This is a genomic window from Blautia sp. LMAG:89 (assembly GCF_008679485.1).
Classification (GTDB): Bacteria; Bacillota; Clostridia; order Lachnospirales; family Lachnospiraceae; genus Blautia_A; species Blautia_A fusiformis.
Genome location: NZ_NANC01000008.1, coordinates 36,389 through 62,500 on the forward strand (window position 1 = coordinate 36,389; position 26,112 = coordinate 62,500).

Consider the following 26,112-nt stretch of genomic DNA (forward strand, 5'->3'; position numbering starts at 1 on the left):
AAGCCCCCAGCCTCTGAAATAGCGCTCCTGTTTTGTTCACACGCCAAATTAGATCTCAAGGTAAGAATCTGCGTAAAGTGTGTTACCCTTGAATACGTCACAGGATTTGATTGTCTCCATAAGACGAAGGTCGTTAGGGTTAACGATTGCAGATGTAAGACCATTCATCATAGCCATAGCTACAAGAGCAGAGTCCATGATCGGACGGATATGTTTTGGCATACCGTTACTGTTGTTGGAAAGACCGCCAGTAGAGTTCAGACCCATCTCGGAGAACATCTTGATTGCCTCAAGAACTTCCATCTGTTTGTCCTGCATTCCTTTTACAACAAGGAAAAGCGGATCAAACCAGAGATCCTCTGCTTCCATACCAAGGCCAAGGCCTCTCTCAAGCATGTTCTGGCAGTGCATCATACGCTCGTCATTGTCTGATGCAACCATACCGGAAGAGCAAAGTGCGATACAGATCGCATCGTTAGCTGCTGCAAGGTCGATATTGGAAATTCTGTCTCCAGCATCTGCAGAGTTTACGATCGGTTTACCTTTGCTTCTGTTGTATACGGAAATACCAGCCTCAATAGCTTTCTGATTTGTAGTATCCAGAGCAAGCGGAACATTGTCAAACTCAGACTGAAGGAGCTGTACTGCCCATTTCATAAGGTCCTCTCCATCGTTCTCAGCCGGTCCGATGTTTACATCAAGATATGTAGCGCCTGCATCAAGCTGCTGTTTTGCTCTTTTGATGATCGGCTCAGGATCTCTCTCAGTAAATGCTTTATTTACTGCCGGTGCTGTTGTTGAAAGTCTCTCCCCAATTGTTACAAATTTTGCCATACTCGTGTTCTCCTTTACATATTAGTAGGATATGGCTGTGCAGCAAACCTGCACAGCCGTTTATAACTGCCGGCGATATTGCCGGACAGCTGATTTCTTAAACCTTAAGTTTATGCATCAAGGTCTTTTAAGAATTTCACAAGCTGTACTGCTTCTCTTGGTCCTACGATGATCTCCCATCCAGGAAGCTTAGCCTCAAGATCGCCCTTAAGAACTGCTACTTTACCAGGAATAACCAGTCTTCTGCATTTAACCTTCGGCTCAACATTCTCTTTGATATACTCGGAGATGCTGTTTCCGGAGAATTTACCTGCTGCCCAGGATGTAAGTACGGAAAGTCCGCCTGCATCATTGATCACCAGGTTAAGCGGAACACCGGAACGCTCCAGCTCGCCAGATACTACGAAATATGTAAGAGCAAAGTCTACTGTTGTTACAACGAGAGAATTCTCGTCTGCTCCGTTCAGAGGATAAATGCCCGGTTCTACCTTCATTGGCTTCTGCGGGTCTGTAAATACGTTCTGACGAAGACCGAACAGCGGAAGTGCCTCTGCATATGTCATCTGCTCCATAACGATGATAGAACCATATTTCATAGTAAACATGGAAGCAAGTGCTGCCTGTAAATGTTTGTCACCCTTCGCAAGTTTAACAAGGTTAACGATAGAAGGATAACCAAATGTTCTGTCCTGATTCTTAAGAGCTGCACGACGAACCTGTACAGTATTTGCAAAGGTCTCTTTGATGTCAGCTCCTGTTGTATCAAGTACGAGATTCTTGTTGCCAAGTTTCTCAATAGCTGCTGTAGTATCATATAACTCATTGATGTCCTTACCGGATACACCGAGAACTACTCCTGCATCTGTAGCAACCTTGCTCATTGCCTCGTAGTTGGAAGCGTTTGCTCCGTTAAGAACCGGTTTGCCGTCCTTACATACTTCAAGGGCAGCTTTTGCGATCTCAGGATCTGTACAGCCAAGGATCAGTGTTCTTCCAAGACCTTTAGCCTTCTCTACAAGTGCTGTAAATTTTGCAGCATCTGCATTCTCATCGCAGTTTACATACACAAGCTCTACATGCATTCTCTCACCGATACGATCATAGTCAACGTGTGGGATCTCTGCAAGTTTTGCTTCTACTTCTTCATCACTCATGCATGTGCAAAGTGATACGGCATATCTTGTTTTGCTTACAAATGTCTTCTCATGTCTGAAAAGAACAGTCTCTCCACCAAGTGTAAACTCTCCATCGCCTGTTCCGATCTTGATAGTTTTCATTGGCGGTGCAGTTGCCTCAGAAAGAGATGCTAATGCATCCTCGGACATATGAGGACACTGCTCAATTTTCATAGCGCCCTGTGCAACTTTCATAGAGAAAGCCATACATGTAGGGCATCCACATTCCTTACAGTTTTTCTTTGGTGTTAATTTAAAGATCTGAATACCATTCAGTGCCATAGCTCTTTATCCTCCTATTTATTACGCAAGTGCTTTGATCAGCTTGGAAATTGTCTTAACAGATTCCGGATGTCTTAAGATAACTGCATCAGAACCAGCTGCAAGATCAGCTGCTGCTGTCTCAACTTCCATGTCGATTCCACGCTCGTCCTGTGGTCCCCATGCCGGCATGTCTGCTTCAGAAGCCATTGCCTCTTTAACATTCCATGTCTCAGCGGATACAGGTGTAATAATAGGCATCTGCAGCATGTTATCATTCTGGCCTAAAGCGGCACCTTTGATACGGTCCATAGTAGATACTACGTACTCATATCCATAACCAACTGCTGCACTACCGATATTCATAACGATCTTCTTTGCATCTACACCAAGCTGTGTAGTAACAACGTTAAGCTGTTTAGCAAGGTTGATATCAACGGCAGACTCAGCGCCTACGATCTGATTGTAAGCAAGACCTGCTGCTGCACCGATCGCTTTGTAGTTCTCCTCTTTCTCGGAAAGGATCAGTGCATTTCTGCCCTGAAGAGCCTCTGCAACCTTCGGAAGGAGCTCTGCATCCTTCTCAACATTCTTGCAGCCCTCTACAACCAGTGGACAGTCAACTGCATCTGCAACTTCTTTAACAACTGCGATCAGCTCATCGATAGATTTGTTAACACCGTTCGGGTCGCCGCCCTCAAGAATAAGTGCAACAAAGTCAGCACCCTCCATAGCTGCAGCTTTCTTAGCAATGTCAGCCATTGTAGTAGCGCCTTCATAGTAAGCTTTGATACCTTCAGATACGCCCTCAAGACCCATATCAGAGATCTCTACACCGATCTTCGGGCAGTTCTCTGACTCTGCGTCAAAGGAATAAAATGGGAATGTACAATCCCCACCAATTGTCACAGTCTTATCTCCGCTTCCGATTGTGACAGCATTAATCTTTGCATTGAACTTTTGTGGTTTCTGATTAAACGGCATTTTTCGTTAGCCTCCTTAAAAATAATAATTAAAAACTACAGAGCTTCTTATATTATACTACATAGCACCAGTTATTGGCAAGATGCAGCACTATATTTCTGTTAAAAAATCAACAAACTTTTTAACAGTTTACAGGAGAAAGGATGTCCGCACATCCTTTCTCCCGGATAAATTACATCATCGGATCAAGTCCGAGAGCCGGATGTCCTTTTTCTGTAAGGAATGCAACCAGTGTCTCTGGATCTTCTGCGATCGTCTCATCACCGATCATGTCTGTAAAGTTATCGATTCCGTAAAGCTCTTTTGCAGTCTTATTAAGTCTGTCAGCTACGAATTCTTTCAGTTCTTTTGGCATCCATACGATACGCTCGATACCGCCCTCAGCCTTCATGAACTTCTTAGAGGAAATGAAATGTTTACCATGTCCCATGAATCCAGGTGTCTGAACTCCACCACCTGTCATGGATGCCATCTCAGGGAATGTCATTCCAAGTGGTGTCATGCCTGCATACTCACGGTTAGCAATAACAACACCGTTGGAGAATGGCTCGATACCACAGATACACTCGAAGCATCCGCAGGAAGTCATCGGATCCTGCATGATGGAGTACAGTGTAACGTGCTCCAGAGCACCCTGGGAGAATTTCTGAACTGCCTCATCAACGTCCTCATAAGAACCAAGATTCTCATCGATCGGACGCTCTTTTGTGATGATCTGGCAAGGGCCAGCTGGGTCAAGCTGATGTGTAGCTTTTGCATCCAGCCATGAAACCGCACCGCAAAGACCAAGTCTCTCAGGTGTTACTACACATACGTGGCTTGGTGCGAATGCCTGGCAAAGGATACAGCTGTAATATACGTCAACAGACTCATCTGTCAGAGTATCAAGACGCTCATCACGTTTGTCAAAGATCGGAATTGCAACCTCATGACGGATTCTTGTACACTCAGCAGGATCTGTATAGATAACAACCTCACATTTATCAACAACCGCATCGAACTCATTCTTAACAGATGCATAAAGAACCTCACCGATATGTTTGATTCTGAAGCCTGCATTAAATGCATCAATGCTGATACGGATACGCTGCATATCACGCTGTCCTGTATGGTATACACCCTCGATACAGTTGATATAGTTGTGGAATTTACGCTCGATAACCGGCTCAAAGTCAGACTGCATGTTCTTACCTGCAACTTTAACAACATATGCAATGCTGTTCTTGCTGCCGAATTCCATCTCATCTACTTCAGGTCCGATCACTGTGATCTTGTGATCCTCGATCTCAGAAGCATCGCAGGTCTGTACAAGCTCTGCACAGTCTACACGGGAGCCATCGAACTCAACCTGCATATCTTTACGACGGATGATCTCACCCTCGAATGCAGATGCGAAAGCAACCGGAATATCAATATTTGTGATCTTGATCTTAATATCACGCGCCTCAAGAGAAGTAGCGTTAAATTTGCTTACGTCCTCCTGAACGATAAGGCTCTTCGGTACACGGAAGATATTCTCTGTCTCATTTGTAACAACCGGGAATCCAAGTGCGATAGCGCCTGCACCGCATGCTACGATCACATCATCCAGAGGTTTGAATGCGTTAACAAATGCCGGTACACGATCCATTGTGTATTTCATAAGTGTTCCTGCATCTCCAGGTGTTACGTTACCGAAGATCAGAGCTGCACGGATCGCAACGGAAACTACATGAACAACAGATGTAACATCTTTTCCAAGAGGAATAACACGAACGTTGGCACCTGTCTTCATTCCGGCTTCTGCAACCTGATCAATGATTCCGCCAACAAGTGTTACCAGGATACCCTGTGCCTGATAGCTCTTTACAAGAGCAACACCCTCTTCTGTAGTAGGAGCAGCACCAAGGATAACAGCAACGCCTGGGATATCGCCTGTTACAAGCGGTACACCGAGCTCACGGATAACAGCATCACCAAGATGTCCATAGCATGGCTCTTCGTAAGGAGTTGCTCCGTCGATATATTTCAGAACCTCGATGAACTCTGCGCAGAGTGCTGTAGCAACACCGGACATGAATGCATCGTTCAGTCTTTTCTCTCTTGTCATAAGTGTTTTTACAACGCCAAGAGCTTCTTTTAATTCTTTTAATGTTGTAACTTTTGTTCCTGTTACAGCATAGTAGCAAGGAAGGCTGTAAGCGGTATTCGGGAAGCTGACAGCTTTGTCTTCGCCATACTGAGCGATCGCGCCGTCAATAGCACCCTCTGTTAAACCATATACAGCATCGTTTCCGCCGAATACTCTATCAAATAAAGTCACTGTAATACCTCCTATTTTTACAGAATTGAATTCTGATCAATTTTGTCTTTGATTTTTCTGATTTCAGCTGTTACAGTTTCACTGAAATCGTAGGGAGATTTTCCCTGACGATCAGCATCTATAACTTCTGTATTGTAGTGGATCATTCCAAGCAGATCTTCTGCCGGGATCTTACTCCGGATAAATTCCTCATCCTCCGGATTCCTTACCTTATTGGCCACGACCTTAACCTGAGAAACTCCCAGATCCTTTGCAAGACGTTTAACATTCTTATATGTCTGTACACTTCTTGCCCCTGGTTCGATCACTACAATAAATTCATCCATGCTCTCCGTGGTGCCCCGGCCCAGATGTTCCAGGCCGGCCTCCATATCCATGATCACCACATCATCTCTGTGGATCACAAGGTTATTGATCACTCTTTTAAGCATCACATGTTCAGGACAGACGCATCCGCCTCCACCTGTTTCCACAGTTCCAAGGACAAGCAGCTTTACGCCATTACAGGTTTTTCCATAAGTATCCGGAATATCGTCTACCTTTGGGTTCAGTTTATAAAACTGATTCTGGCTGTTGGCTCCGGTGCGTTCTTCTATGAGCTTACGCATTTTTGAGATTGGAACAATAGAATCCAAGGTTTCCTCGTCAAATCCAAGGGCAAGACCCAGGTTCGCATCCGGATCCACATCCGCCGCAAGGACTTTTTTTCCCTCATCTGCGTATAGTCTTGCAAGTGTTGCTGCGAAAGTTGTCTTTCCTACTCCGCCTTTACCGGTTACTGCTATTTTCATTTTACGTCTTCCACCTTTTATAACATTTTAAAGATCGCAACGGATTAGATTCCTAATGCTGTTCTCTTCTCTTCAATTCTCTCGATCATAAGATCAACTAATTTCTCGATGTCTGTCTCTACTGTGTAAGCAGCACCTGTCCATTTTCTTGTTCCCTCTGTAAGAAGTTCGCACATTTCTGAAGAACCGGAAACATATGGATCAACGCCAAGGAATGTATCAATACCAGTACCAACTACGTAGTTACCGATGGATACAGCTTTTTCAGACATCCACTCAGGAGCACATCCTACTACCGGAAGCTGATTGATCTGAAGTCCTGCATCTTTTGCAAGTTCAGCAGCCAGGATCATCATACGGGAGATATCTACGCAGGATCCCATATGAAGTACTGGTGGGATATCAGCCAGCTCACAAACACGTTTCAGACCTGCACCGCAGAGATCTTTTGCGGATTTGTCCATCAGACCAGCTTTAGCAGCTGCCTGTGCGGAACATCCGGAAGCGATGATAACGATATCATTTGCGATACACTTCTTCATCAGTTCGATATGTGCATAGTCAGGACGGATCTTAGGATTGTTACATCCAACCATAGCGACAGCACCACGGATAACACCGGAAGTGATGCACTCAAGTAATGGTTTGGTTGTTCCTGTTACATCAACCTGAGAGTTTGTAACACCATCAAGAACTTTAACGATCGCTTCTACTGAATAACCAACAGTAGCTTTCTGTTTCAGCTGCGGGATATGTACAAGCTCAGGTTTTCTGTTCTTGAAGTTATCGATAGCCATCTTAACGATTGCTTTTGCATTTTCTCCTGCTGTCTCAGCGTTGAATCTGATAAATTCAGAATCCGGCATCTGAGCGATCGGAGAAGTTGTAACAAATTTAGTATGGAAACATTTGCTCAGAGGTCCTAATGCAGGGAAGATACACTGAACATCAACTACGATCGCCTCGCAGGCACCTGTCAGTACTACGTTCTCCTGCTGCAGGAAGTTACCAGCCATCGGAACACCACGACGCATAGCTACCTCGTTAGAAGTACAGCACACACCGGAAACGGTGATTCCTTTTGCTCCTACAGATTTTGCATAATCGATCATTTCTTTGCTGTCTGCATACTCACAGATCATCTCAGAAAGACTCGGATCATGTCCGTGTACAACAATGTTTACGTTCTCTTCAACCATTACTCCAAGGTTAGCCTCTGTATCAAGTGGCTTCGGAGTTCCGAATAATACATCAGAGAACTCTGTTCCCATCATGGAACCGCCCCATCCATCAGCCATACCGCAGCGAAGAGACTGTTTTACAAGCGCCTCCGGAAGAGATGAACATCCCATATGAGACATATGCAGGGAGCTTGCAACCTCACGGTCGATAGCACGTGGTGCGATTTCGTTCTCGATTAGTTTTTCTTTCTGTCCTGCAGGCATTCTGTCAAGGAATCTCTGATATCCGAACGGTTTACCATATTCCATAAGACCGATCTCAGCCATCTCATGAGCCAGATCATAGATATCCTTGCCTTCTGTTTCCACGCCCCACTCTTTAGCGATGCGAAGCAGTTTCTCAGGATCTTTTACCTGATAATTTCCGCCCTCTTTTGCACAGTACAGTGTATGGCAGATCTCACGACCATGATCGGAGTGAGTAGCTGCACCACCGGCTGTAAATTTAAGGAAGTTTCTTCCTACGATACCATGAGCATCACATCCGCAGATTCCTCTTGGAGCCTTCGGTGTAATACGACACGGTCCCATTGCACAGATACGGCAGCAGATACCCTGCTCACCGAATTTACAGTGCGGAGTCTGGTTCTTTGCACGGATCTGCCATGCATCTGCTCCTACCTTTGCACCTGTCTCGAGAAGACGGGCTGTAGCGGCTTCAAATTCCTCCACTGTAGTTAATTTGAATTCACTCATTATAGACCTCCTTTAATAGCACATCTATTTTTATTTTTCTTTTTATAATAAGCCCAGGGCAGGAACCCATCCCCACCCATGGGTTATTTTCTTTTTTAAAAAAAGGTTTATATTTCGTTATAAACCTAATTTATCAAAAATTTCAAAAGCTGCTTTTCTCATCGGATTATCCTCAGGAAGAGTAACGGTTGGTTTACCATCGCAGTCATATTCATAAACTGCCTCATCCTGTGGTACCACACCGATCAGATCGAGTCCCTGATTCCGGATCTCCTCAAGGATTCCTGAATTCAGTTCTGCTTTTGGCGCGCGATTGATAATAAGACCTACTCTGGAAGGCTTCATATCGCATTCCTTAATAAGTTCTGCGATCCTGCCAACTGCCTGAACGCCTCTTCTGGAGCAGTCACTTACAAGAATTGCTGTCTCCATGCTCGGAAGAATTCCTCTGCTGATATGTTCCATTCCGGCTTCGTTATCCACAACAATATACGGATAATTTTTCTGGTATTTGGCAAGCTGTGCCTGAAGCAGACCATTTACAAAGCAATAGCAGCCTTTTCCCTGGGTTCTTCCCATCACAAGAAGATCATAATCATCTTCCTCTGCAAGAGCATCCTCAAAACGTACCTCCGCATAATCTGCCTTGGACATTCCTTTGGGGATCGGGCTTTTCTCTGTCATCTCAGCATGTGCGATCTCCTCACGTACATCGCCAAGAGTTGTATCTACTTCTACGCCAAGAACCTCGTTCAGATTTGAATTGGCATCTGCATCTACCGCCAGTACAGGTCCTTTTTTCTTTTCGCAGAGATACTGGATCAGCATTCCGCATAATGTAGTTTTTCCAACGCCGCCTTTTCCTGCGACTGCAATAACATGTGCCATAAAACGGGCACCTCCTGATTTTATATCTGTTATGCCGGCGCATAAGGGAGGTGCCTGATACTGTTCTGGCACCTCCGCATCGTGCCGGAATTCTTATTTATTTCGTTGATAGTTAGATAAGTGTACGAAGTCCGGATCTGTCAATGATCTCGGATACATCTTTCCATTTGTTTAATGCATAAAGATGGATACCGTCAACACCAAGAGCGCGATACTCATCGATCTGTCTGATGGTGTATTCGATTCCTTCTTCTTTGAATCGTTTAACCTTGTCCTCATAGAACATGTCAAATGGTTTACCATCAGCATCTTTAGCGTTAAACGGATTCGGGAACAGCCAGTTTCTGGAGATCAGCCTGCAAAGCTCACTGTCCATTACACAGCCGTTACGTGAAAGAGCCATATTAATGGTAGCTGCCTGATCCAGGATCGGCATTACACCAACATCTACAGGCATTGTCACTCCAGCCTCGCGGATAGCGTCCAGCCAGTATTTAAACTGTTCCATATCCCAGCAGAGCTGGGTCATGATATAATCAGCACCATTGTCCTGTTTCTGTCTCAAAACAGCAATATCAGCATCCAAGCTTCTGCATGCGATATGGCCTTCCGGTGAACCGGCTACTGCGATCTCGAACTTATTGCCAAATTCATCACGGACAAATTTAACAAGGTCTGTCGCATAATTGAAGTCTCCGCATGTTGTTGTCTCACCGAGTGGAATATCTCCGCGAAGTGCCAGCATATGGTCAACGCCATCTGCCAGATACTGTTCCAACTGCTGTCTGATCCCTTCTTTTGTGTTCTTGATCACTGTGAAGTGTGTTACAGGAATAGTTCCTGCATTCCTGATCATCTGGCATACTTCCCTGTTGGCACCGACATTTCCGCCGCCGGCACCGTATGTACAGGAAATATACTCCGGTCTATACTTCATGAGATGTTCAATGGTTCCCGGCAGGTTTGCCATACCTTTTTCTGTCTTTGGCGGAAAAAGTTCAAAGGAAAGCAGCATTTTTTCTCTCATTGCTTCAGATAATTTCATTGATCATCCCTCCACGTATTTGTATCAGTCACACTGCAGTTTCACGATGCTGTTTGCAAGATCCACCATAAGGATACTGCCTTCTACCACGCGCTCATCTCCCATGATATCTCGAAGGATCAATTTATTTCCGTCCACATCGATCCGGCTTACATTCTTAAAGATCACAGAATTATCTTCTTCCTTATATACTGTTGCAAGACACATAATCATTCCTCCAAATAAGTGGCATCATTTAACCACTATGCTGTCAAAACTATTCTGTCGGTTTTTATTTCAACTCTTCCTTAACAAGTGTAAGGGCAAGTCCAAGTCTCATATTGCCTTTCTGAAAATCTGCAACTGCCTCTTTGATCGTCTTCGCAGCTGCATCCATGTTAAGCTTCTTAAGATTGTCAGCCATCTGATCAAGTTCTGCGGCATGATGCTCGTTATGCTGCAGCATGTAGGTAAGAAGTGCTACAGTCTCATTCTTGCAGTCACCGCTCTCGCAGGAACCGCAGTGTCCATCACCGTGTGTATGACAATGGTTATCTCCTTCCGCATGGCTGTGTGTATGGCTGTGAGTCACACCGTCCTCATGGGTGTGCTCATGTGTATGTTCATGGCTGTCTGCATGTCCATGCTGAACAAGATTGCCATTCTCATCTTTGATTAAATGCATAAATACCCCTTTCCTGTATCCGCCGGGCGGACACTCTCATGACAAGAATTTATCAATTAAATTTATTATACATCTTTTCACTGTTATTATCAAGAAAATAATTATAAAATATAGCCAAAATTATATGCTGTTTTTCCTATTTTTCCAAAAACTTTGACAGTAAATTAACTCGATTGTTTCATTTTTAACGAAGTTAGTCTTTTCAAACCACAACTTATTACCCAGTCTGCGCGTCTGTCCAACTCTAAGCTTTATCACTTTTGTAATATAATTGATGTGATTCTTTCATATTTTTGTGCTATAATAGCAAAAGCATGGAAAGCAGAACATACAAGGAGGAATTATTTTGAAAGAAACTGTTTTTCTGAACAACGACAGAGAAATGCCTCTTCTGGGGCTTGGCGTATACAAGTTGCCCGATGACGTACAGGCCGAAGCAGCAGTCACTTCTGCTATTTCCGCCGGCTACCGCATGATCGATACCGCTTCTGTTTATAAAAATGAAGAAAGCGTTGGACGTGCCATTGCCAAATGCGGAGTTCCCAGAAAGGATCTTTTCATCACCAGCAAAATCTGGAACAATGCGCAGCGTCTCGGCGATGTCCAGGGAGCTTTTTCCCGTAGTCTCGACCGTCTGAAAGTCAGTTATGTAGATCTCTATCTGATACACTGGCCGGTTCCCGGCTGCTATTTGAGCACCTGGAAAGAGCTGGAATCCATTCTGGAATCTGGACGTGCTTTAAGTATCGGCGTCAGTAATTTTGATATCCGGCATCTGGAAGAGCTTCGTAAGATATCCGGGGTTATTCCTGCTGTAAACCAGATCGAGTGCCATCCTTTGTGTTACCCTGCTGAACTGATCGAATACTGCAAGGCTTTCGGTATTCAGGTACAGGCTTATGCTCCTCTGGCAAGAGGTGCATATTTTGATAATGATGTAATGTGTGTTCTGGGGACCAAATATGCTCGGACACCTGCACAGATTGGACTTCGCTGGGCAATACAGAAGGGAATTTCTGTCATTCCGAAATCCATTAACCCGGAACGAATCCGCAGCAATGGAAACATCTTTGACTTCAATATCGAGGATGAAGATATGGCGATCATCGATACACTGAACGAAGATCTGCATACTTCTCATGTTCCAGAAGATCTCCGTGATATTCAGTTTTAATTTCCATAATAATGCAAAAAAGATATCTGTCAGAGCATAAGTGATCTTCTGGCAGATATCTTTTTATTTTTTCTTTTCAGTTGATACGGCGATCCTGTTATTCCCAGCTTAGCATTTCACATATCTGAAACCCGGAAATATTTAACTGATCCGCTCACGCATTTTCCCACGGGAGCATGGGCGTTTCCACTTTTTTATCACGCAGCATCAGGTCCATTACTGCTTCCGCTGCTGATTTTCCTTCAAACAGTACGCGGTTCACTTCCGTTATGATAGGCATCTCCACCTCATATTTCTCCGCAAGTTCTCTTGCAGCTCTTGCAGAATAAACACCTTCCACAACCATCTGCACTTCTTTCATAGCTTCTTCCATCGTATATCCCTGGCCGATCAGATATCCGGCCTTTCGATTACGGCTATGCTTACTTGCACAAGTCACGATCAGGTCGCCAATCCCGGACAGGCCGTAAAAGGTTTCCATCTGCGCCCCCATTTTTTTACCAAGTCTTCCTATTTCCGTGATTCCCCTGGTGATCAGTGCCGCCTTGGTATTATCTCCATATCCAAGGCCGTCGGCAGTACCTGCTGCCAGTGCGATCACATTTTTCAGTGCTCCGCCAAGTTCCACCCCAAGGATATCCGGTGTTGTATACACGCGGAACACAGGGCTCATAAAAATACTCTGAAGGTATTCCGCAGTTTCCTGTGTATGTGCGCTGATCACACAGGTTGTAGGAAGTCCGCGTCCTACTTCTTCCGCATGGCTTGGACCGGAAAGTACAGCTACATTACCCTGCGGAATTTCTTCTTCGATCACCTCGCTGAATGTTTTCAGTGTCTTTTCCTCAATACCTTTTGCAACATTGACGATTTTCTGGTCCCTGCATACAAACGATGCCATCTTGTGTGCAGTACTCCGGATATACGGGGAAGCTACTGCCAGAACTGTTACATCCACATCCTTAAGCGCACGCTCCAGATCTGTCAGGACATCGATTTCATCCGGAAGCCGCACCCCCGGAAGCCTGTCAGGATTTTCTCTTTTTTCCCGGAGTTTCCGGGCATTCTCCGGTCTTGCCGACCAAAGAAGGACTTCATGGCCATTATTATGCAACAGGAGTGCCAGGGCTAATCCCCAGCTCCCCGAACCCAGTACGCTGATTTTTGCCATAAATCTTACCTCTTATTTTTTATTCTTACTGCTTAAAAACACCTTATTCTCTGTTCCATGAAACAGTCTTACAATGTTTGCCCTGTGTCTGTAAAACGCCATTGCTGTAAGAACTGCCATCACGATATAAAGCTCAACAGTATGCGCCTGATCCATCCCATATTTTCCCATATGTCCAAAAACTAGGACCAGGATAAAAGCCACCGCATATGCACAGAGAGAGCAAAGCGATACATAATGAGTTGTAAAGAACAGTGCAAAAAAGACAACTGCACATACAATAAATATCCGCCAGTCAAAAGCAATGATCATGCCTACAGAAGCAGCAATTCCCTTTCCACCGCGAAATTCCATAGAAATCGGAAAATTGTGGCCGAGGATACATCCCAATGCTGCATAAAGGGTAAGAAGCGGAAGGAGACCATTCATGGAATTTCCATAAACCATTCTCACGATCACAATAGCCAGTACACACTTCAGGCAGTCTCCCAGCAGGGTGATCGCTCCCGCTTTCTTTCCAAAGGTCCGGAAGGCATTCGTAGTACCCGCATTCCCGCTGCCATGATCTCTGATATCTGTCTTGTGGACTTTTCCAATAATATAGCCTGTCTGAAAAAGCCCGCATACATAACCGATAACAAGACAAATAATACGTTCCATACTTTTATTCCTTTTCCCCGCGCTCGCGGATGATAAATTTCAGGGAAGTTCCAGAAAATCCAAAAGCATCCCTGATCTTGTTCTCCAGATATCTTACATAGGAAAAATGCATCAGTTCCTTGTCATTGACAAAGATAACAAATGTCGGCGGTTTTACCGCAACCTGTGTCATATAGAAGATCTTCAGTCTTCTTCCTCTGTCAGACGGCGGCTGCTGAAGAGCGACTGCCTCAGAAAGGATCTCATTAAGAACACCTGTCTGGATACGAAGTGTCTGATTTTCGATAACTGTATCGATATTTTCGAAAAGCTTTGGAAGTCTCTGACCTGTTTTTGCAGAGATAAAGATGATCTGTGCATATGGCATAAAGGAAAGGATCTGACGGATCTTTTCCGTATGCTTGTAGATGGTCTTGTCATTTTTCTCAATGGCATCCCATTTATTTACCGCTACGATGATACCCTTTCCTCTGTCATGAGCGATTCCCGCGATCTTAGCATCCTGCTCGGTAACGCCCTCGGAGGCATCGATCACAACTACAACCACATCTGCACGCTCTACAGCTGTCACAGTACGGATAACACTATAGCGCTCGATCTCTTCTTTTACCTTACCCTTGCGTCGAAGTCCTGCAGTATCGATAAAAATATAATCTTTTTTGTTCCAGGTAACCTTTGTGTCTATAGCATCACGTGTGGTTCCTGCAATATTGGATACGATCACACGCTCCTCTCCAAGAAGCTTGTTGATCAGAGAAGATTTTCCCACGTTCGGCTTTCCTACAATGGCGATCTTCGGAATATCATCCTGATCTTCCTCTTCACTCTTATCCGGGAACTCTTTGATCACCTCATCCAGCATATCTCCAAGGCCTTGTCTGTTAGCTGCGGAAATCGGGATCGGTTCTCCGATTCCAAGATTGTAAAACTCATATACGTCCATCATATATTTCTGGTGGCTGTCTACCTTGTTAACTACAAGACGTACCGGCTTGCCGCTGCGGCGGAGCATATCTGCCACCTTGGCATCGGAATCCACAAGACCCTGGCGAACATCTGTGATAAAAATGATCACGTCTGCCGTATCAATGGCGATCTGTGCCTGCTCTCTCATTCTGGAGAGGATGATATCGCTGCTGTCCGGCTCGATTCCGCCTGTATCGATCAGAGTAAATGTCCTGTCAAGCCATGTGACATCTGCATAAATCCTGTCACGGGTTACTCCTGGTGTATCCTTTACTATGGAAATATTGTCACCTGCCAGAGCGTTAAACAGAGTGGATTTGCCTACATTAGGCCTTCCCACTATCGCTACTACTGGTTTGCTCATAAATCTGTCTCCTTCTTGTTTGTTTATGTTCCGGAGGGTAGATCACGGCTTCCACCAGATCACGTCCTCCTGTGTCTACGATTACAATTTCTGTGTTCAGTGCTTCCGAAAGCTCTTCCAGCGTCATGTCATCCAGAAAAATCTCCTCATCACCTTTCAGCATGCTGCATGGGATCAGAAGCTTCTCTCCAAGGTCAAGACCGGAAAGCTGCTCTTTCAGATCCTGCCCTGTGATCAAACCGGACACCGTGATCTTTTCACCGAAAAAACGATTCTCGATGGTTGTGACCGAAATCTGCACATTGGGATATTTCTTCTGGATCTCTTTTATATAGCGTGCGATAAAAGGCGCTGCCAGTTTTCCTGTGGCGATCCTGCCTGTCACCTTACGGTCGTCACCAGAAAGCCCCTCCAGCGTTTCTTTTACTTCCGTTTCCAGAAGTCTGAGCATTCCCACGCCATTCTCAAGCTGCAGATATCCATCATATTCATCCTCACAGGGAAGCTCCCTGTCTGCCAGAATATACCATTCGTCTGAAGCATGGATAAAATGGATCCCGTATTTCTCCATCATGATCTTCTGCCAGCGTTCGATCTGCCCCAGGACTTTTTCAGCATCTTCCTTATTAAAAGGCTCCAGAGGATAGAGACCTTCTCTGTATTTGGTAAGTCCTACCGGTACAACAGAAACGCTCTGAAGGACCGGCGCATAAGCAGAAAGCTTTTCAAGGCTGTATTCCAGCTCGTCTCCGTCATTGACACCCTTACACAGTACGATCTGTCCATTCATGGTGATTCCTGCATTGTACAGCATATCCACCTTATCCAGAGCCTTTCCTGCAAAACGGTTATGCAGCATTTTACACCGGAGTTCCGGATTCATTGCCTGGAACGAAATGTTGATCGGTTCCAGATGATAGCGGATCACACGCTCAATATCCTTCTCGCTCATATTGGTAAGCGTAACATAATTTCCCTGAAGAAAGGAAAGCCTGGAATCATCATCCTTAAAATACAGCGTCTCACGCATACCTGGAGGCATCTGGTCAATAAAACAGAACATACACTTATTTGAACAGGAGCGATAGTCATCCATCAGTCCTCCGTTCTCAAATTCTATTCCAAGGTCTTCCTCATATTCCTTCTCTACTTCCAGCTCCCACTCTTCGCCATCAGGCTTCTCTACCAGAAGCACCACGAGCTCTTCATTCATGAGATACCGGTAATCGAAGACATCTTCCACAGGCTGTCCGTTTACAGACACAAGTCTGTCTCCCGGCTCCAGCCCCAGCTCCTCGGCAATACTGTCGGGCAGCACCCTGGAAATCATATGTTTTCTTAATTTCATCATTATCTCCCTTTTCTATCCCGTATATAATAACAACTTTGCTCTTAAAAATCAACACTTTGAGAAAACACCTTGACTGACACGTGGGTCTGATGTTATAAATAGACTGAGAATTTTTAATGACATACACTTAGGAGGAATATTATGCCAAACATAGAATTGCTGGAAAAGTCTATGCCTGTTGCCCCGATCCGAATCGCCGCACTTGCCGGATGCCGCGAACTGGCCGAGGAGGTTGACAAAAAGCTGGTTAAATTCCGTAAAGAACTTGTAGCCGCCAAGAAATCCACCATCATCCCACAGGGATATGCAGAAAAATCTTTCCTTGTAGACTGCGAATGCCCACGTTTCGGAACCGGTGAGGGTAAGGGTTACATCAAGGAATCTGTCCGCGGAACAGACCTTTATATCATGGTAGATGTGACCAATTACAGTCTTACTTACAGCGTATGCGGTCATGAGAACCACATGTCTCCGGATGACCATTACCAGGATCTGAAGAGAATCATCTCCGCAGCCACCGGTAAAGCACACCGCATCAACGTTATCATGCCATTCCTTTACGAGGGACGTCAGCACAGACGCACCAAGAGAGAATCTCTTGACTGTGCACTTGCACTTCGCGAGTTAAGTGCCATGGGTGTTTCCAACATCATTACTTTTGATGCTCATGACCCACGTGTACAGAACTCTATTCCGCTGAAGGGCTTTGATAACTTTTTCCCCACATACCAGTTCCTGAAAGCACTGGTCAAAAATGTCCCTGATTTCAAGCTTGACAATGATCATCTCATGATCATCAGCCCGGATGAAGGTGCCATGTCCCGTGCTGTATACTTTTCCAATATCCTTGGAGTCGATATGGGTATGTTCTACAAACGCCGTGATTACTCCACCGTTGTCAACGGAAAGAACCCGATCGTTGCTCACGAATTCCTCGGAGATTCCGTAGAGGGCAAAGATGTTGTCATCATCGACGATATGATCTCTTCCGGAGAAAGCATGCTGGATGTTGCCCGTCAGCTCAAAGAGCGTAAAGCCGGACGTGTATTCGTCTGCACAACCTACGGTCTGTTTACAGATGGCGTAGCCAAATTTGATGAATATTACGAAAAAGGCTGGCTGGACAGAGTCATCACAACCAACCTTAACTATCGTATTCCTGAGCTTCTTGACCGTCCATACTATATCGAAGCAAACATGAGCAAATATCTTGCAAGTATCATCGATATCATCAATCATGATGTATCTGTCGAGAAGGTTCGTTCCAGCAACGAAAAGATCATGGATCTCATGAAAAAAGTCAACGAACAGTAATAAATGCTCCCAGGTTTCCACGTTTCCCGTGAGAAGCCCTGTGTGAGTAAAGAAAGAGCGGATTACAGCAGGTGCAGATGCCCGGCATTGAGATCCGCTCTTCTTTTATGCCTGCATCCAGAAAGATCCTTCGGTTCGCCTCCCACAGATTCAGCTGGTATTTCCCATCTGGTTTTCTGTAAAAAAGCACATCCCAGTATTTTTCTTCAAACGCCTCTCTAAACTGATCGATCACATCTTCACTGACTTCATAGCAATCCTGACAGATAGAAGGACCAATGGCTGCATAAAGCTCTGAAGGATCTGTCTGAAATTCCTCAGTCATCTTCTCCACCGTCACTTTTCCGATCTTTCCTACAGTACCTCTCCAGCCGGAATGAGATAATCCCACAGCTCTATGTACCGGATCTATAAAGAAAAGTGGTACACAGTCCGCATAAAACGTTGCCAGCACCAGTCCCGGCACATTGGTGATCATTCCATCCACATCTGTATAAGGTCTTGGTTTTGTGATCCCATTTCCTCTGTCTTCTTCCGTGACCACACGTACATTGGTGGTGTGTGTCTGATCAGAGGTTACGATATCTTCCATGGAAAATCCCATAGCAGCAGAAAGTCTGCGGTAATTTTCCCGCACCGCAGACTCTTCATCCCCTCTTGTGAAGCTTAAGTTCATAGATTCATAAATCCCCTGGCTTACTCCTCCCAGGCGGGTACTGAAGCCATGTACGATCCCGGGAAATTTCTCAAAAGCAGGATATGTAAGCCAGGTAACCTTGTTCTTCTGATTTACATTCATTAGCTGTTTATCTTTATACCATTTTATTTTCATCTTATGTGACCAGTCCTTTCAACTGCAAAAATCAAAAGCATTTTTTATCCAGTGGATGTTCTCTCCATCAATTCCTACTACGTCAAAACGGCAGGGAGGCAGCTCCCGGTATCCATGTGCAATCAGATAAAACATTGCCACTTTGCTGATGATCCTCTGTTTTTCTCTCCCTACCGCTGAAAAAGGACTTCCACTCTTTCCGTTCTTTCTGTATTTCACTTCAATAAACACCAGATATCTTCCATCCTGCGCAACAAGATCGATCTCACCACTTCGGCAGCGAAAATTTCTTTCCTTGATCTGCAGCCCCTTTTCTTCCAGGAACTCTGCAGCAATCCCTTCATAATAGCTTCCCTTCTGTCTTCTATTTTCCTTCAGATAAACAAAACCTTTCTGTTTTTAATGTCGGTATCTTAAGTATTTTTATACAAAATGTGTGATAAACGTTTTTCTATGTATCGGACTTGGTCCATATTTCTTCAGCGCATCAATATGCGCTGCAGAACCATATCCTTTATTGGAGGCAAATCCGTATTCCGGAAGAACCTTATCATATTCTTCCATCATCCGGTCTCTGGTCACTTTGGCAACAATACTTGCTGCCGCAATGGATACACTTTTTGCATCACCTTTGATGATGGGTACCTGCGGAATCTGGATTTCCGGTATGGTAACCGCATCGTTCAAAAGCAGCTGTGGCTGTACAGAAAGCCTGCTCACTGCCTGACGCATTGCCTCATAGGTTGCCTGCAGGATATTGATCTCATCAATCCTCTCCGGACTTGCCATTCCGATTCCAACAGAAACTGCTCCCTCCAGGATCACATCGTACAATTCTTCTCTCTTCTTAGCTGTAAGCTTTTTAGAATCATTCAGCCATAAAATATCGCAGTCTTTCGGAAGGATCACCGCACAGGCGACTACCGGTCCGGCAAGCGGACCTCTTCCCACCTCATCGATCCCGCAAAGATATCCAAGATGCTCATATTCATGTTCATATTTCTTCATGCTCTCTGTACGTACACGCTCATCCTCCAGAGCCTGAAGCTTTTTGTGATACTGCTGGATCAGTTTCTGTACACCGCTTCTCTCATCATTTTCATAATGACGAAAAAGGGCGTTATATTCGCCCTCCTTCGCTGACGCAAAACGCGCCTTGATATCTTTCATTGTTTCCATTACGCTTCCTCCGGTCCTTTTGGAAACTCCAGAGTCACTTTTCCCAATTTTCCGGAACGAAATTCTTCCAGCAAAAGACGGGATGCTTTCTCATAATCAAGCTCTTCGCCCTTTTTCAGACATCCTCTTGCTTTCGCAACTGCAGTAAGGATATCCAGCGGTTTCAGCTCTTCTTCTACATTGTATCTCTCTCTGATCGCTGCCGGATAAAACTCCTGCAGATATCCGATCAGACCCAGGGCAAGTTCTTCGATGTTCAGAATATCGTCCTTGATCGAACCGATATAGGCAAGACGCATTCCAACTTCCTGATCTTCAAATTTCGGCCAGAGAATTCCAGGGGTATCCAGAAGCTCCACACTTTTATTCAGACGTATCCACTGTTTTCCTTTTGTAACTCCTGGTTTATTACCGGTCTTGGCACAGGCTTTTCCTGCAAAGGTATTGATAAATGTTGATTTTCCAACATTAGGGATTCCTGCAACCATCGCACGTACCGGACGGTTTTTGATTCCTCGTCTCCGGTCTCTCTCCGTCTTTTCCTTACATGCCTCTGTGATTGCCGCAGAAACGGCCTTCATAGATCCCTTATTGCGGGAATCAATACTTACCGCATAGATTCCTTTTTCTTTGAAATATTCCATCCAGGCACGGTTCTGTCTCTCATCGGCAAGATCTGCTTTGTTGAGAAGGATCATACGCGCCTTGTTTTTTCCCAGCTCATCAATATCCGGATTTCGGCTGGAAAGAGGAACTCTTGCATCTACAAGCTCAATGATCAGATCGATCAGCTTGATATCTTCCTGCATCTGACGCTTCGCCTTCGTCATATGGCCTGGATACCACTGTACGTTCATAATTCACCTCATTTATCTGTACTTTAATCTGTTTACTTTGATCTATTTTATAAAACCTATTTTATTTTTCGGGGAAACTGTAAACCAAACTTTCCCGATAATGTACTTCTTACTGATATTTCCGATATCGCTGAAGCGGCTGTCCTCACTGTTATTGCGATTATCACCAAGGACAAAATATTCCCCGCTTTCCAGAGTTATAGCACTATTTGCAAGTCCTCCATCTGTCATATCCTGATAAGCTCCGTTTTCTTCATAAACCTTGCCGTTGATATAGATCTTCCCGTCTTTAACCTGAACAGTCTCCCCGGGAAGGCCGATCACACGTCGGATATGTAGGGCTGCCGAGTCACTGGCGCTTGTTTTAAAAACGATCACATCTCCACGTTTTGGTGAACTGACCTTATATAAAGCCCTGTTTACAAAAAACTTTTCACTTACAGAATACGTGGGTTCCATGGCACTTTCTTGCAATGTCACAGTCTGAAATGCAGAAATTGCAACCAGCACAGCAAAAACCAGGGTCACAATAATTTCAAACACCCATTTCACGATTCCTCTTGTCCTGTCATCACGAAGCTTCTCCCTTGCTTCGGAAACAGCTCTGTTTTCCTTCAGATTTTCAATATTTATCTTCTTATTTAATCCCATATTCTATCCCCTGTATGTGCTTTTACACGCATACGCACTGATGTAAAAAGAGGGACAATAGCAAATGTTATTGTCCCTGCCCCTTTACTTATGAAATTATTTTACAAGCTCTTTAACCTTAGCTGCTTTACCTACACGATCTCTCAGGTAGTTCAGTTTCGCACGGCGTACTTTACCATGACGGATAACCTCAACCTTAACTACATGTGGGGAATGAAGCGGCCATGTTTTCTCAACACCAACACCGTTGGAGCTCTTTCTTACTGTGAAAGTCTCTCTTGTGCTTCCACCCTGTCTCTTAAGTACTGTACCCTCGAAGATCTGAACACGCTCACGTGTTCCCTCTTTGATCAGTGCGTGTACTCTTACTGTGTCTCCTACGCGGAACTGCGGTACTTCAGCTTTCAGCTGAGCGGACTCAATGTTCTTAATAATTTCGTTCATTTCTTTCTCTCCTTAATTATACTGGATGTTCTTAATACACATATGGTAACAGAGGACCATCTTTTATCACAACATATGTGATTATACACTAGATAACTTCTCATTGCAAGGACTTTTTTTCCGGATTTTCGATGGCTTTTACCAGCAAAGGACCTCATGTCCTGTTTCTGTGACAAGGACCATGATCTCCCACTGTGCCGATGGCAGACCATCCTCTGTCCTCACTGTCCAGTCATCGATCTCATCTGTATAGATTTCATCAGATCCCATATTGACCATTGGTTCAATAGTAAAGATCATTCCGGGTACCATGAGTACACCTGAATCTTCCTTAGATGTGTAGCTTACCCATGGATCTTCATGAAACTCAAGACCTACACCATGTCCGCCAATTTCCTTCACAACTGTATAGCCGTTTTCCACTGCATGTTTGTGTACAGCACTTCCCATATTTCCGATCGGTGTCCATGGTTTTACCTGTTCAAGGCCAAGCTCTATGCATTCTTTTGTCACACGGACAAGCTTCTCCTTCTCCGGACTTACCTGTCCAATACAGAACATACGGGAGGAATCAGAAAAATATCCCTGATAAATGGTGGATACATCTACATTGACAATATCACCTTCTTTTAAGACAATTTCTTCATCCGGGATTCCGTGGCATACTACCTCGTTGATAGATGTACATACGCTTTTTGGAAAACCTTCATAATTAAGTGGTGCCGGAATTCCGCCATGACGTACTGTTTCTTCATGTACCCAGTCATCAATCTGCTGTGTCGTCACGCCTGGTCCGATATGCTCTGCAACATAATCAAGAACTGCAACATTGATCTTGCAGCTCTCTTTGATCTTCTCGATCTGTGCAGGTGTCTTGATCAGATCATGGTCAAGAACTGCATACCCCTTCTTTTTCATGAGTTCCATTTTTTCATCAAATGCTTCATGACATTTTTTATATTTTTTTCCGCTTCCACACCAGCAGGGATCGTTTCGTTCGATTTTCTTAGACATCTTTTTCTCCTCCTTTTCGCAACTGTATGGCTGCTTTTTCTTTTGTATTTTATATGTTCAGATATGTTATATCTGTCTGTAATATTTTAACCGAATCAAAGAAGTCTCCTATGTGGTTGCAAGAAGCAATAAACTGTGGGCGGGGACTTGCATTCATCCGTTTGAATGGGAAATTATTCCGCCTGATTATCATAGCACAACTTTCTTTAAGTGAAAAGTATTCTTTGTGTTTTTGGTTTGTTTTATATAACTTTTTGTGATTTTTCAATAAAAAAAGATCGTAGTAGCTTGAACGATCTTTTTTATTTATGTGTCTGTATTAATTATTTTTCGGTGGCTGCAGATTGTCGGTTTCCACCAGTTGCCATTATTCGTATTCGCCCAAGTGCACTGGATACTGCCGGAATAGAAATCACTACGATCGTCAGTACACCTTCCAGAAGAATATAACTGTAATTATAAATGATCGGATACAAAGCTGTCAGAGACTTCGGAAAATTATCCGGCATATAATCCATCCAGTAAAGATATCCGCCAAGCGCATGGAATGCCCCTCTTGCCAGAATTGCTATTATGTATGCTTTAAGAAGACCATGTTTTCTGGATTTTGTAAATAATCCGGAAAGTCCCATGGCTCCAAATGCCAGAATGTAATCACAGCATACCTGAAAAAATGAAAGGACATATGGCTCCTGGAGGAACTGAAAAATCCCATATACAAGACCGGTAAGAATTCCTACCTTAATGCCATACCAGTAACCGATCAGAACAATAAACAACATACTGAACAAGGTCACAGATCCGCCAAATGGCAGTTTAAATATCTTAATGTAGGAAGTTACATATGCAAGTGCCAATGCTACTGCACAGGTAACCAGCTGCTGTGTGGTAAATTTTAATGCAGATGTGTTTTTCTGAAGTAATACTGCTACCAGAATTATCAAAATCAGGACTGCAATAACAGATACGGCATATCCTGCCGTTGTGAGACCGCCTTCGGCAGTCACAAGAAAATTAAACATACTCTTTTCTTTCCTCCTTACGATTAAATTGCCCAAATCAAGTTCAAAGGTCAAAGCCTGCACCTCCTCACAGCCTGGTCAGGCTCCTTTGGTCTTACCTATTGTAGCATATGGAAAAAGAGATGTAAATGGTGGGAGATGTATGATTATATATAATAAAAACAGGAGAAAAATCCATGTACTGATTTTTCTCCTGCTTTCCTCTTTCCCTTTGTACCTTAAAAACTACATACATGCTTTGTTGACGGTTAATCAAACTTTTTGAATCAAATTTAACCTGCGTACCGATACTACAGCGGGGGGTATCCCCGTTTCCTCGGCTTGTTGGTCAAGCCCTCACCCGATTAGTAACAGTCAGCTCCATGTGTTACCACACTTCCACCTCTGCCCTATCTACCTCGTCGTCTTCAAGGGGGTTTACTTCATAAGAATGGGATATCTCATCTTGAGGGGGGCTTCACGCTTAGATGCCTTCAGCGTTTATCCCTTCCGGACTTGGCTACCCGGCCATGGCTTTGGCAAGCCAACCGGTCCACCAGCGGTCCGTCCATCCCGGTCCTCTCGTACTAAGGACAGCTCCTCTCAGATATCCTACGCCCACGCCGGATAGGGACCGAACTGTCTCACGACGTTCTGAACCCAGCTCGCGTACCGCTTTAATGGGCGAACAGCCCAACCCTTGGGACCTACTACAGCCCCAGGATGCGATGAGCCGACATCGAGGTGCCAAACCACTCCGTCGATGTGAACTCTTGGGAGTGATAAGCCTGTTATCCCCAGGGTAGCTTTTATCCGTTGAGCGATGGCATTCCCACTTAATACCACCGGATCACTAAGCCCTACTTTCGTACCTGCTCCACCCGTCGGTGTCGCAGTCAAGCTCCCTTCTGCCTTTGCACTCTTCGAATGGTTTCCGTCCATTCTGAGGGAACCTTTGGGCGCCTCCGATACCCTTTCGGAGGCGACCGCCCCAGTCAAACTCCCCGCCTGGCATTGTCCCACCGCCGGATCACGGCGGCTGGTTAGAAGCCCAATATCACAAGGGTGGTATCCCAACAGCGGCTCCATAGCAACTGACGTCACTATCTCTCAGCCTCCCACCTATCCTGTACATGCAACACCGGACCCCAGTGCCAAACTGGAGTAAAGCTCCATGGGGTCTTTCCGTCCTGGCGCGGGTAGCCAGCATCTTCACTGGCACTTCAATTTCACCGGATGTATTGCCGAGACAGCGCTCAAATCATTACGCCTTTCGTGCGGGTCGGAACTTACCCGACAAGGAATTTCGCTACCTTAGGACCGTTATAGTTACGGCCGCCGTTTACTGGGGCTTAAATTCAAAGCTTCGACTTACGTCTAACCTCTCCTCTTAACCTTCCAGCACCGGGCAGGCGTCAGCCCATATACCTCACCTTTCGGTTTCGCATAGACCTGTGTTTTTGCTAAACAGTTGCTTGAGCCTATTCTCTGCGGCCTGCTCTCGCAGGCACCCCTTCTCCCTAAGTTACGGGGCCATTTTGCCGAGTTCCTTGGCAATACTTCTTCCGCCGGCCTTAGGATTCTCTCCTCATCCACCTGTGTCGGTTTACGGTACGGGTACAATATGAACGATAGCGGCTTTTCTTGACGCATGGCTCACGGGCTTCGCTACTAATCTTCGCTCCACATCACGTCTTCCCATTGCATGGCGGATTTTCCTACCATACTGGTACCTCGCTTGTACCGGGCTTTCCATTCCCGGCTCCCGCTCTCCTTACGTGTCCCCACAGTTCTGTCATACTGCAGTACAGGAATATCAACCTGTTGTCCATCGGCTACGGCTCTCGCCCTCACCTTAGGTCCCGACTCACCCAGGGCAGATCAGCTTTACCCTGGAAACCTTGGATATTCGGCCTAGAGGATTCCCACCTCTATCTCGCTACTCATTCCGGCATTCTCTCTTCCATGCAGTCCACAGCTCCTTCCGGTACTGCTTCTTCCCGCATGCAATGCTCCTCTACCAATCTTTTCAGATTCCTTAGTTTCGGTGGCGCGTTTCAGCCCCGGACATTTTCGGCGCAGGACCTCTCGACCAGTGAGCTATTACGCACTCTTTGAATGTATGGCTGCTTCTGAGCCAACATCCTGGTTGTCTTCGAAATCCCACATCCTTTTCCACTTAACGCGCACTTTGGGACCTTAACTGTAGGTCTGGGCTCTTTCCCTTTTGACCGCCCAACTTATCTCGTGCAG

General features: G+C 45.0%; 24 protein-coding genes and 1 rRNA gene (1 of these 25 running past the window's edge). 2 read left to right on the top strand and 23 right to left on the bottom strand.

Translation table 11 applies throughout. The features are described from left to right. Nucleotides 1-48 precede the first annotated feature (48 nt). The 10 genes from acsE to CCC70_RS11395 all read right to left on the bottom strand — a co-directional run bounded on the left by acsE (nucleotide 49) and on the right by CCC70_RS11395 (nucleotide 10,881). A complete protein-coding gene (gene acsE, locus CCC70_RS11350) occupies nucleotides 49-834 on the bottom strand; it encodes a carbon monoxide dehydrogenase/acetyl-CoA synthase methytransferase subunit (RefSeq protein ID WP_015525295.1) in 786 nt (261 codons plus the stop codon). A 110-nt stretch (nucleotides 835-944) separates the two neighbouring features. Next, nucleotides 945-2,291, bottom strand: coding sequence for an acetyl-CoA decarbonylase/synthase complex subunit gamma (gene acsC / locus CCC70_RS11355; RefSeq protein WP_015525296.1), 1,347 nt, complete (start codon nucleotides 2,289-2,291; stop codon nucleotides 945-947). Nucleotides 2,292-2,312: 21 nt separating this feature from the next. Further along, nucleotides 2,313-3,254: an acetyl-CoA decarbonylase/synthase complex subunit delta gene (gene acsD, locus CCC70_RS11360; RefSeq protein ID WP_015525297.1), complete on the bottom strand. Its 942-nt coding sequence runs from the start codon at nucleotides 3,252-3,254 to the stop codon at nucleotides 2,313-2,315. 172 nt (nucleotides 3,255-3,426) lie between these two features. Then, entirely contained in the window at nucleotides 3,427-5,556 is a 2,130-nt protein-coding gene (gene acsB, locus CCC70_RS11365; RefSeq protein ID WP_092072021.1) for an acetyl-CoA decarbonylase/synthase complex subunit alpha/beta, read from the bottom strand. 17 nt (nucleotides 5,557-5,573) lie between these two features. After that, nucleotides 5,574-6,347, bottom strand: a complete 774-nt coding sequence (locus CCC70_RS11370) for an ATP-binding protein (RefSeq protein WP_015525298.1) — start codon at nucleotides 6,345-6,347, stop codon at nucleotides 5,574-5,576. A gap of 44 nt (nucleotides 6,348-6,391) precedes the next feature. Then, nucleotides 6,392-8,284, bottom strand: a complete 1,893-nt coding sequence (gene cooS, locus CCC70_RS11375; RefSeq protein WP_278603585.1) for an anaerobic carbon-monoxide dehydrogenase catalytic subunit — start codon at nucleotides 8,282-8,284, stop codon at nucleotides 6,392-6,394. Between the two features lie 117 nt (nucleotides 8,285-8,401). Then, the gene (locus tag CCC70_RS11380; RefSeq protein WP_021975845.1) at nucleotides 8,402-9,172 is read right to left on the bottom strand and encodes an ATP-binding protein; all 771 of its coding nucleotides are present in this window, start codon (nucleotides 9,170-9,172) and stop codon (nucleotides 8,402-8,404) included. 112 nt (nucleotides 9,173-9,284) lie between these two features. After that, the gene (locus CCC70_RS11385; protein WP_287084862.1) at nucleotides 9,285-10,217 is read right to left on the bottom strand and encodes a methylenetetrahydrofolate reductase; all 933 of its coding nucleotides are present in this window, start codon (nucleotides 10,215-10,217) and stop codon (nucleotides 9,285-9,287) included. A 24-nt stretch (nucleotides 10,218-10,241) separates the two neighbouring features. Next, nucleotides 10,242-10,424 (bottom strand): CooT family nickel-binding protein, encoded by a 183-nt coding sequence (locus CCC70_RS11390; protein ID WP_021975843.1) that lies wholly within the window; start codon nucleotides 10,422-10,424, stop codon nucleotides 10,242-10,244. Nucleotides 10,425-10,488: 64 nt separating this feature from the next. Continuing rightward, nucleotides 10,489-10,881: a hypothetical protein gene (locus CCC70_RS11395; RefSeq protein WP_015525305.1), complete on the bottom strand. Its 393-nt coding sequence runs from the start codon at nucleotides 10,879-10,881 to the stop codon at nucleotides 10,489-10,491. Between the two features lie 346 nt (nucleotides 10,882-11,227). On the opposite strand from CCC70_RS11395, the gene CCC70_RS11400 reads away from it, so the two are divergent. After that, the gene (locus tag CCC70_RS11400; protein ID WP_022426672.1) at nucleotides 11,228-12,055 is read left to right on the top strand and encodes an aldo/keto reductase; all 828 of its coding nucleotides are present in this window, start codon (nucleotides 11,228-11,230) and stop codon (nucleotides 12,053-12,055) included. 154 nt (nucleotides 12,056-12,209) lie between these two features. On the opposite strand, the gene CCC70_RS11405 is transcribed toward CCC70_RS11400, so the two are convergent. From CCC70_RS11405 to CCC70_RS11420, 4 genes are read right to left on the bottom strand one after another with little or no spacing between them, the layout of a single operon-like run. Beyond that, a complete protein-coding gene (locus CCC70_RS11405; protein WP_287084863.1) occupies nucleotides 12,210-13,226 on the bottom strand; it encodes an NAD(P)H-dependent glycerol-3-phosphate dehydrogenase in 1,017 nt (338 codons plus the stop codon). Between the two features lie 12 nt (nucleotides 13,227-13,238). Next, the gene (plsY, locus tag CCC70_RS11410) at nucleotides 13,239-13,886 is read right to left on the bottom strand and encodes a glycerol-3-phosphate 1-O-acyltransferase PlsY (RefSeq protein WP_287082746.1); all 648 of its coding nucleotides are present in this window, start codon (nucleotides 13,884-13,886) and stop codon (nucleotides 13,239-13,241) included. Between the two features lie 4 nt (nucleotides 13,887-13,890). Continuing rightward, the gene (gene der / locus CCC70_RS11415; RefSeq protein WP_015525309.1) at nucleotides 13,891-15,216 is read right to left on the bottom strand and encodes a ribosome biogenesis GTPase Der; all 1,326 of its coding nucleotides are present in this window, start codon (nucleotides 15,214-15,216) and stop codon (nucleotides 13,891-13,893) included. After that, nucleotides 15,179-16,564: a DUF512 domain-containing protein gene (locus CCC70_RS11420; protein WP_118369140.1), complete on the bottom strand. Its 1,386-nt coding sequence runs from the start codon at nucleotides 16,562-16,564 to the stop codon at nucleotides 15,179-15,181. The genes der and CCC70_RS11420 overlap by 38 nt, the downstream gene beginning before the upstream one ends. A gap of 144 nt (nucleotides 16,565-16,708) precedes the next feature. On the opposite strand from CCC70_RS11420, the gene CCC70_RS11425 reads away from it, so the two are divergent. Then, nucleotides 16,709-17,881 (top strand): ribose-phosphate pyrophosphokinase, encoded by a 1,173-nt coding sequence (locus tag CCC70_RS11425; RefSeq protein ID WP_015525311.1) that lies wholly within the window; start codon nucleotides 16,709-16,711, stop codon nucleotides 17,879-17,881. Here CCC70_RS11425 and pgeF read toward each other — a convergent pair. From pgeF to CCC70_RS11470, 9 genes are all read right to left on the bottom strand, one after another. Then, complete coding sequence (gene pgeF, locus CCC70_RS11430) at nucleotides 17,868-18,713, bottom strand: peptidoglycan editing factor PgeF (RefSeq protein ID WP_022426627.1); 846 nt, start codon at nucleotides 18,711-18,713, stop codon at nucleotides 17,868-17,870. The genes CCC70_RS11425 and pgeF overlap by 14 nt on opposite strands. An 18-nt stretch (nucleotides 18,714-18,731) precedes the next feature. Continuing rightward, nucleotides 18,732-19,091 carry a YraN family protein gene (locus tag CCC70_RS11435; protein WP_186582607.1) on the bottom strand — a complete coding sequence of 120 codons (360 nt, stop codon included), beginning with the start codon at nucleotides 19,089-19,091 and terminating at the stop codon, nucleotides 18,732-18,734. A 45-nt stretch (nucleotides 19,092-19,136) separates the two neighbouring features. Continuing rightward, nucleotides 19,137-19,892 (bottom strand): ribonuclease HII, encoded by a 756-nt coding sequence (locus CCC70_RS11440; protein WP_287084864.1) that lies wholly within the window; start codon nucleotides 19,890-19,892, stop codon nucleotides 19,137-19,139. Next, nucleotides 19,892-20,749, bottom strand: coding sequence for a ribosome biogenesis GTPase YlqF (gene ylqF / locus CCC70_RS11445; RefSeq protein ID WP_015525314.1), 858 nt, complete (start codon nucleotides 20,747-20,749; stop codon nucleotides 19,892-19,894). Before ylqF ends, CCC70_RS11440 begins: the two co-directional genes overlap by 1 nt. A gap of 42 nt (nucleotides 20,750-20,791) precedes the next feature. Continuing rightward, on the bottom strand, nucleotides 20,792-21,400 hold the full coding sequence (gene lepB, locus CCC70_RS11450) for a signal peptidase I (RefSeq protein ID WP_287084865.1): 609 nt from the start codon (nucleotides 21,398-21,400) through the stop codon (nucleotides 20,792-20,794). Between the two features lie 96 nt (nucleotides 21,401-21,496). After that, on the bottom strand, nucleotides 21,497-21,844 hold the full coding sequence (rplS, locus tag CCC70_RS11455) for a 50S ribosomal protein L19 (protein ID WP_015525316.1): 348 nt from the start codon (nucleotides 21,842-21,844) through the stop codon (nucleotides 21,497-21,499). A 138-nt stretch (nucleotides 21,845-21,982) separates the two neighbouring features. Then, entirely contained in the window at nucleotides 21,983-22,858 is an 876-nt protein-coding gene (locus tag CCC70_RS11460; RefSeq protein ID WP_173775398.1) for a methionyl aminopeptidase, read from the bottom strand. A gap of 323 nt (nucleotides 22,859-23,181) precedes the next feature. After that, complete coding sequence (locus tag CCC70_RS11465; RefSeq protein WP_118369128.1) at nucleotides 23,182-23,880, bottom strand: energy-coupled thiamine transporter ThiT; 699 nt, start codon at nucleotides 23,878-23,880, stop codon at nucleotides 23,182-23,184. A 324-nt stretch (nucleotides 23,881-24,204) separates the two neighbouring features. After that, nucleotides 24,205-26,112, bottom strand: a 23S ribosomal RNA gene (locus tag CCC70_RS11470) (it continues 979 nt past the right edge of the window).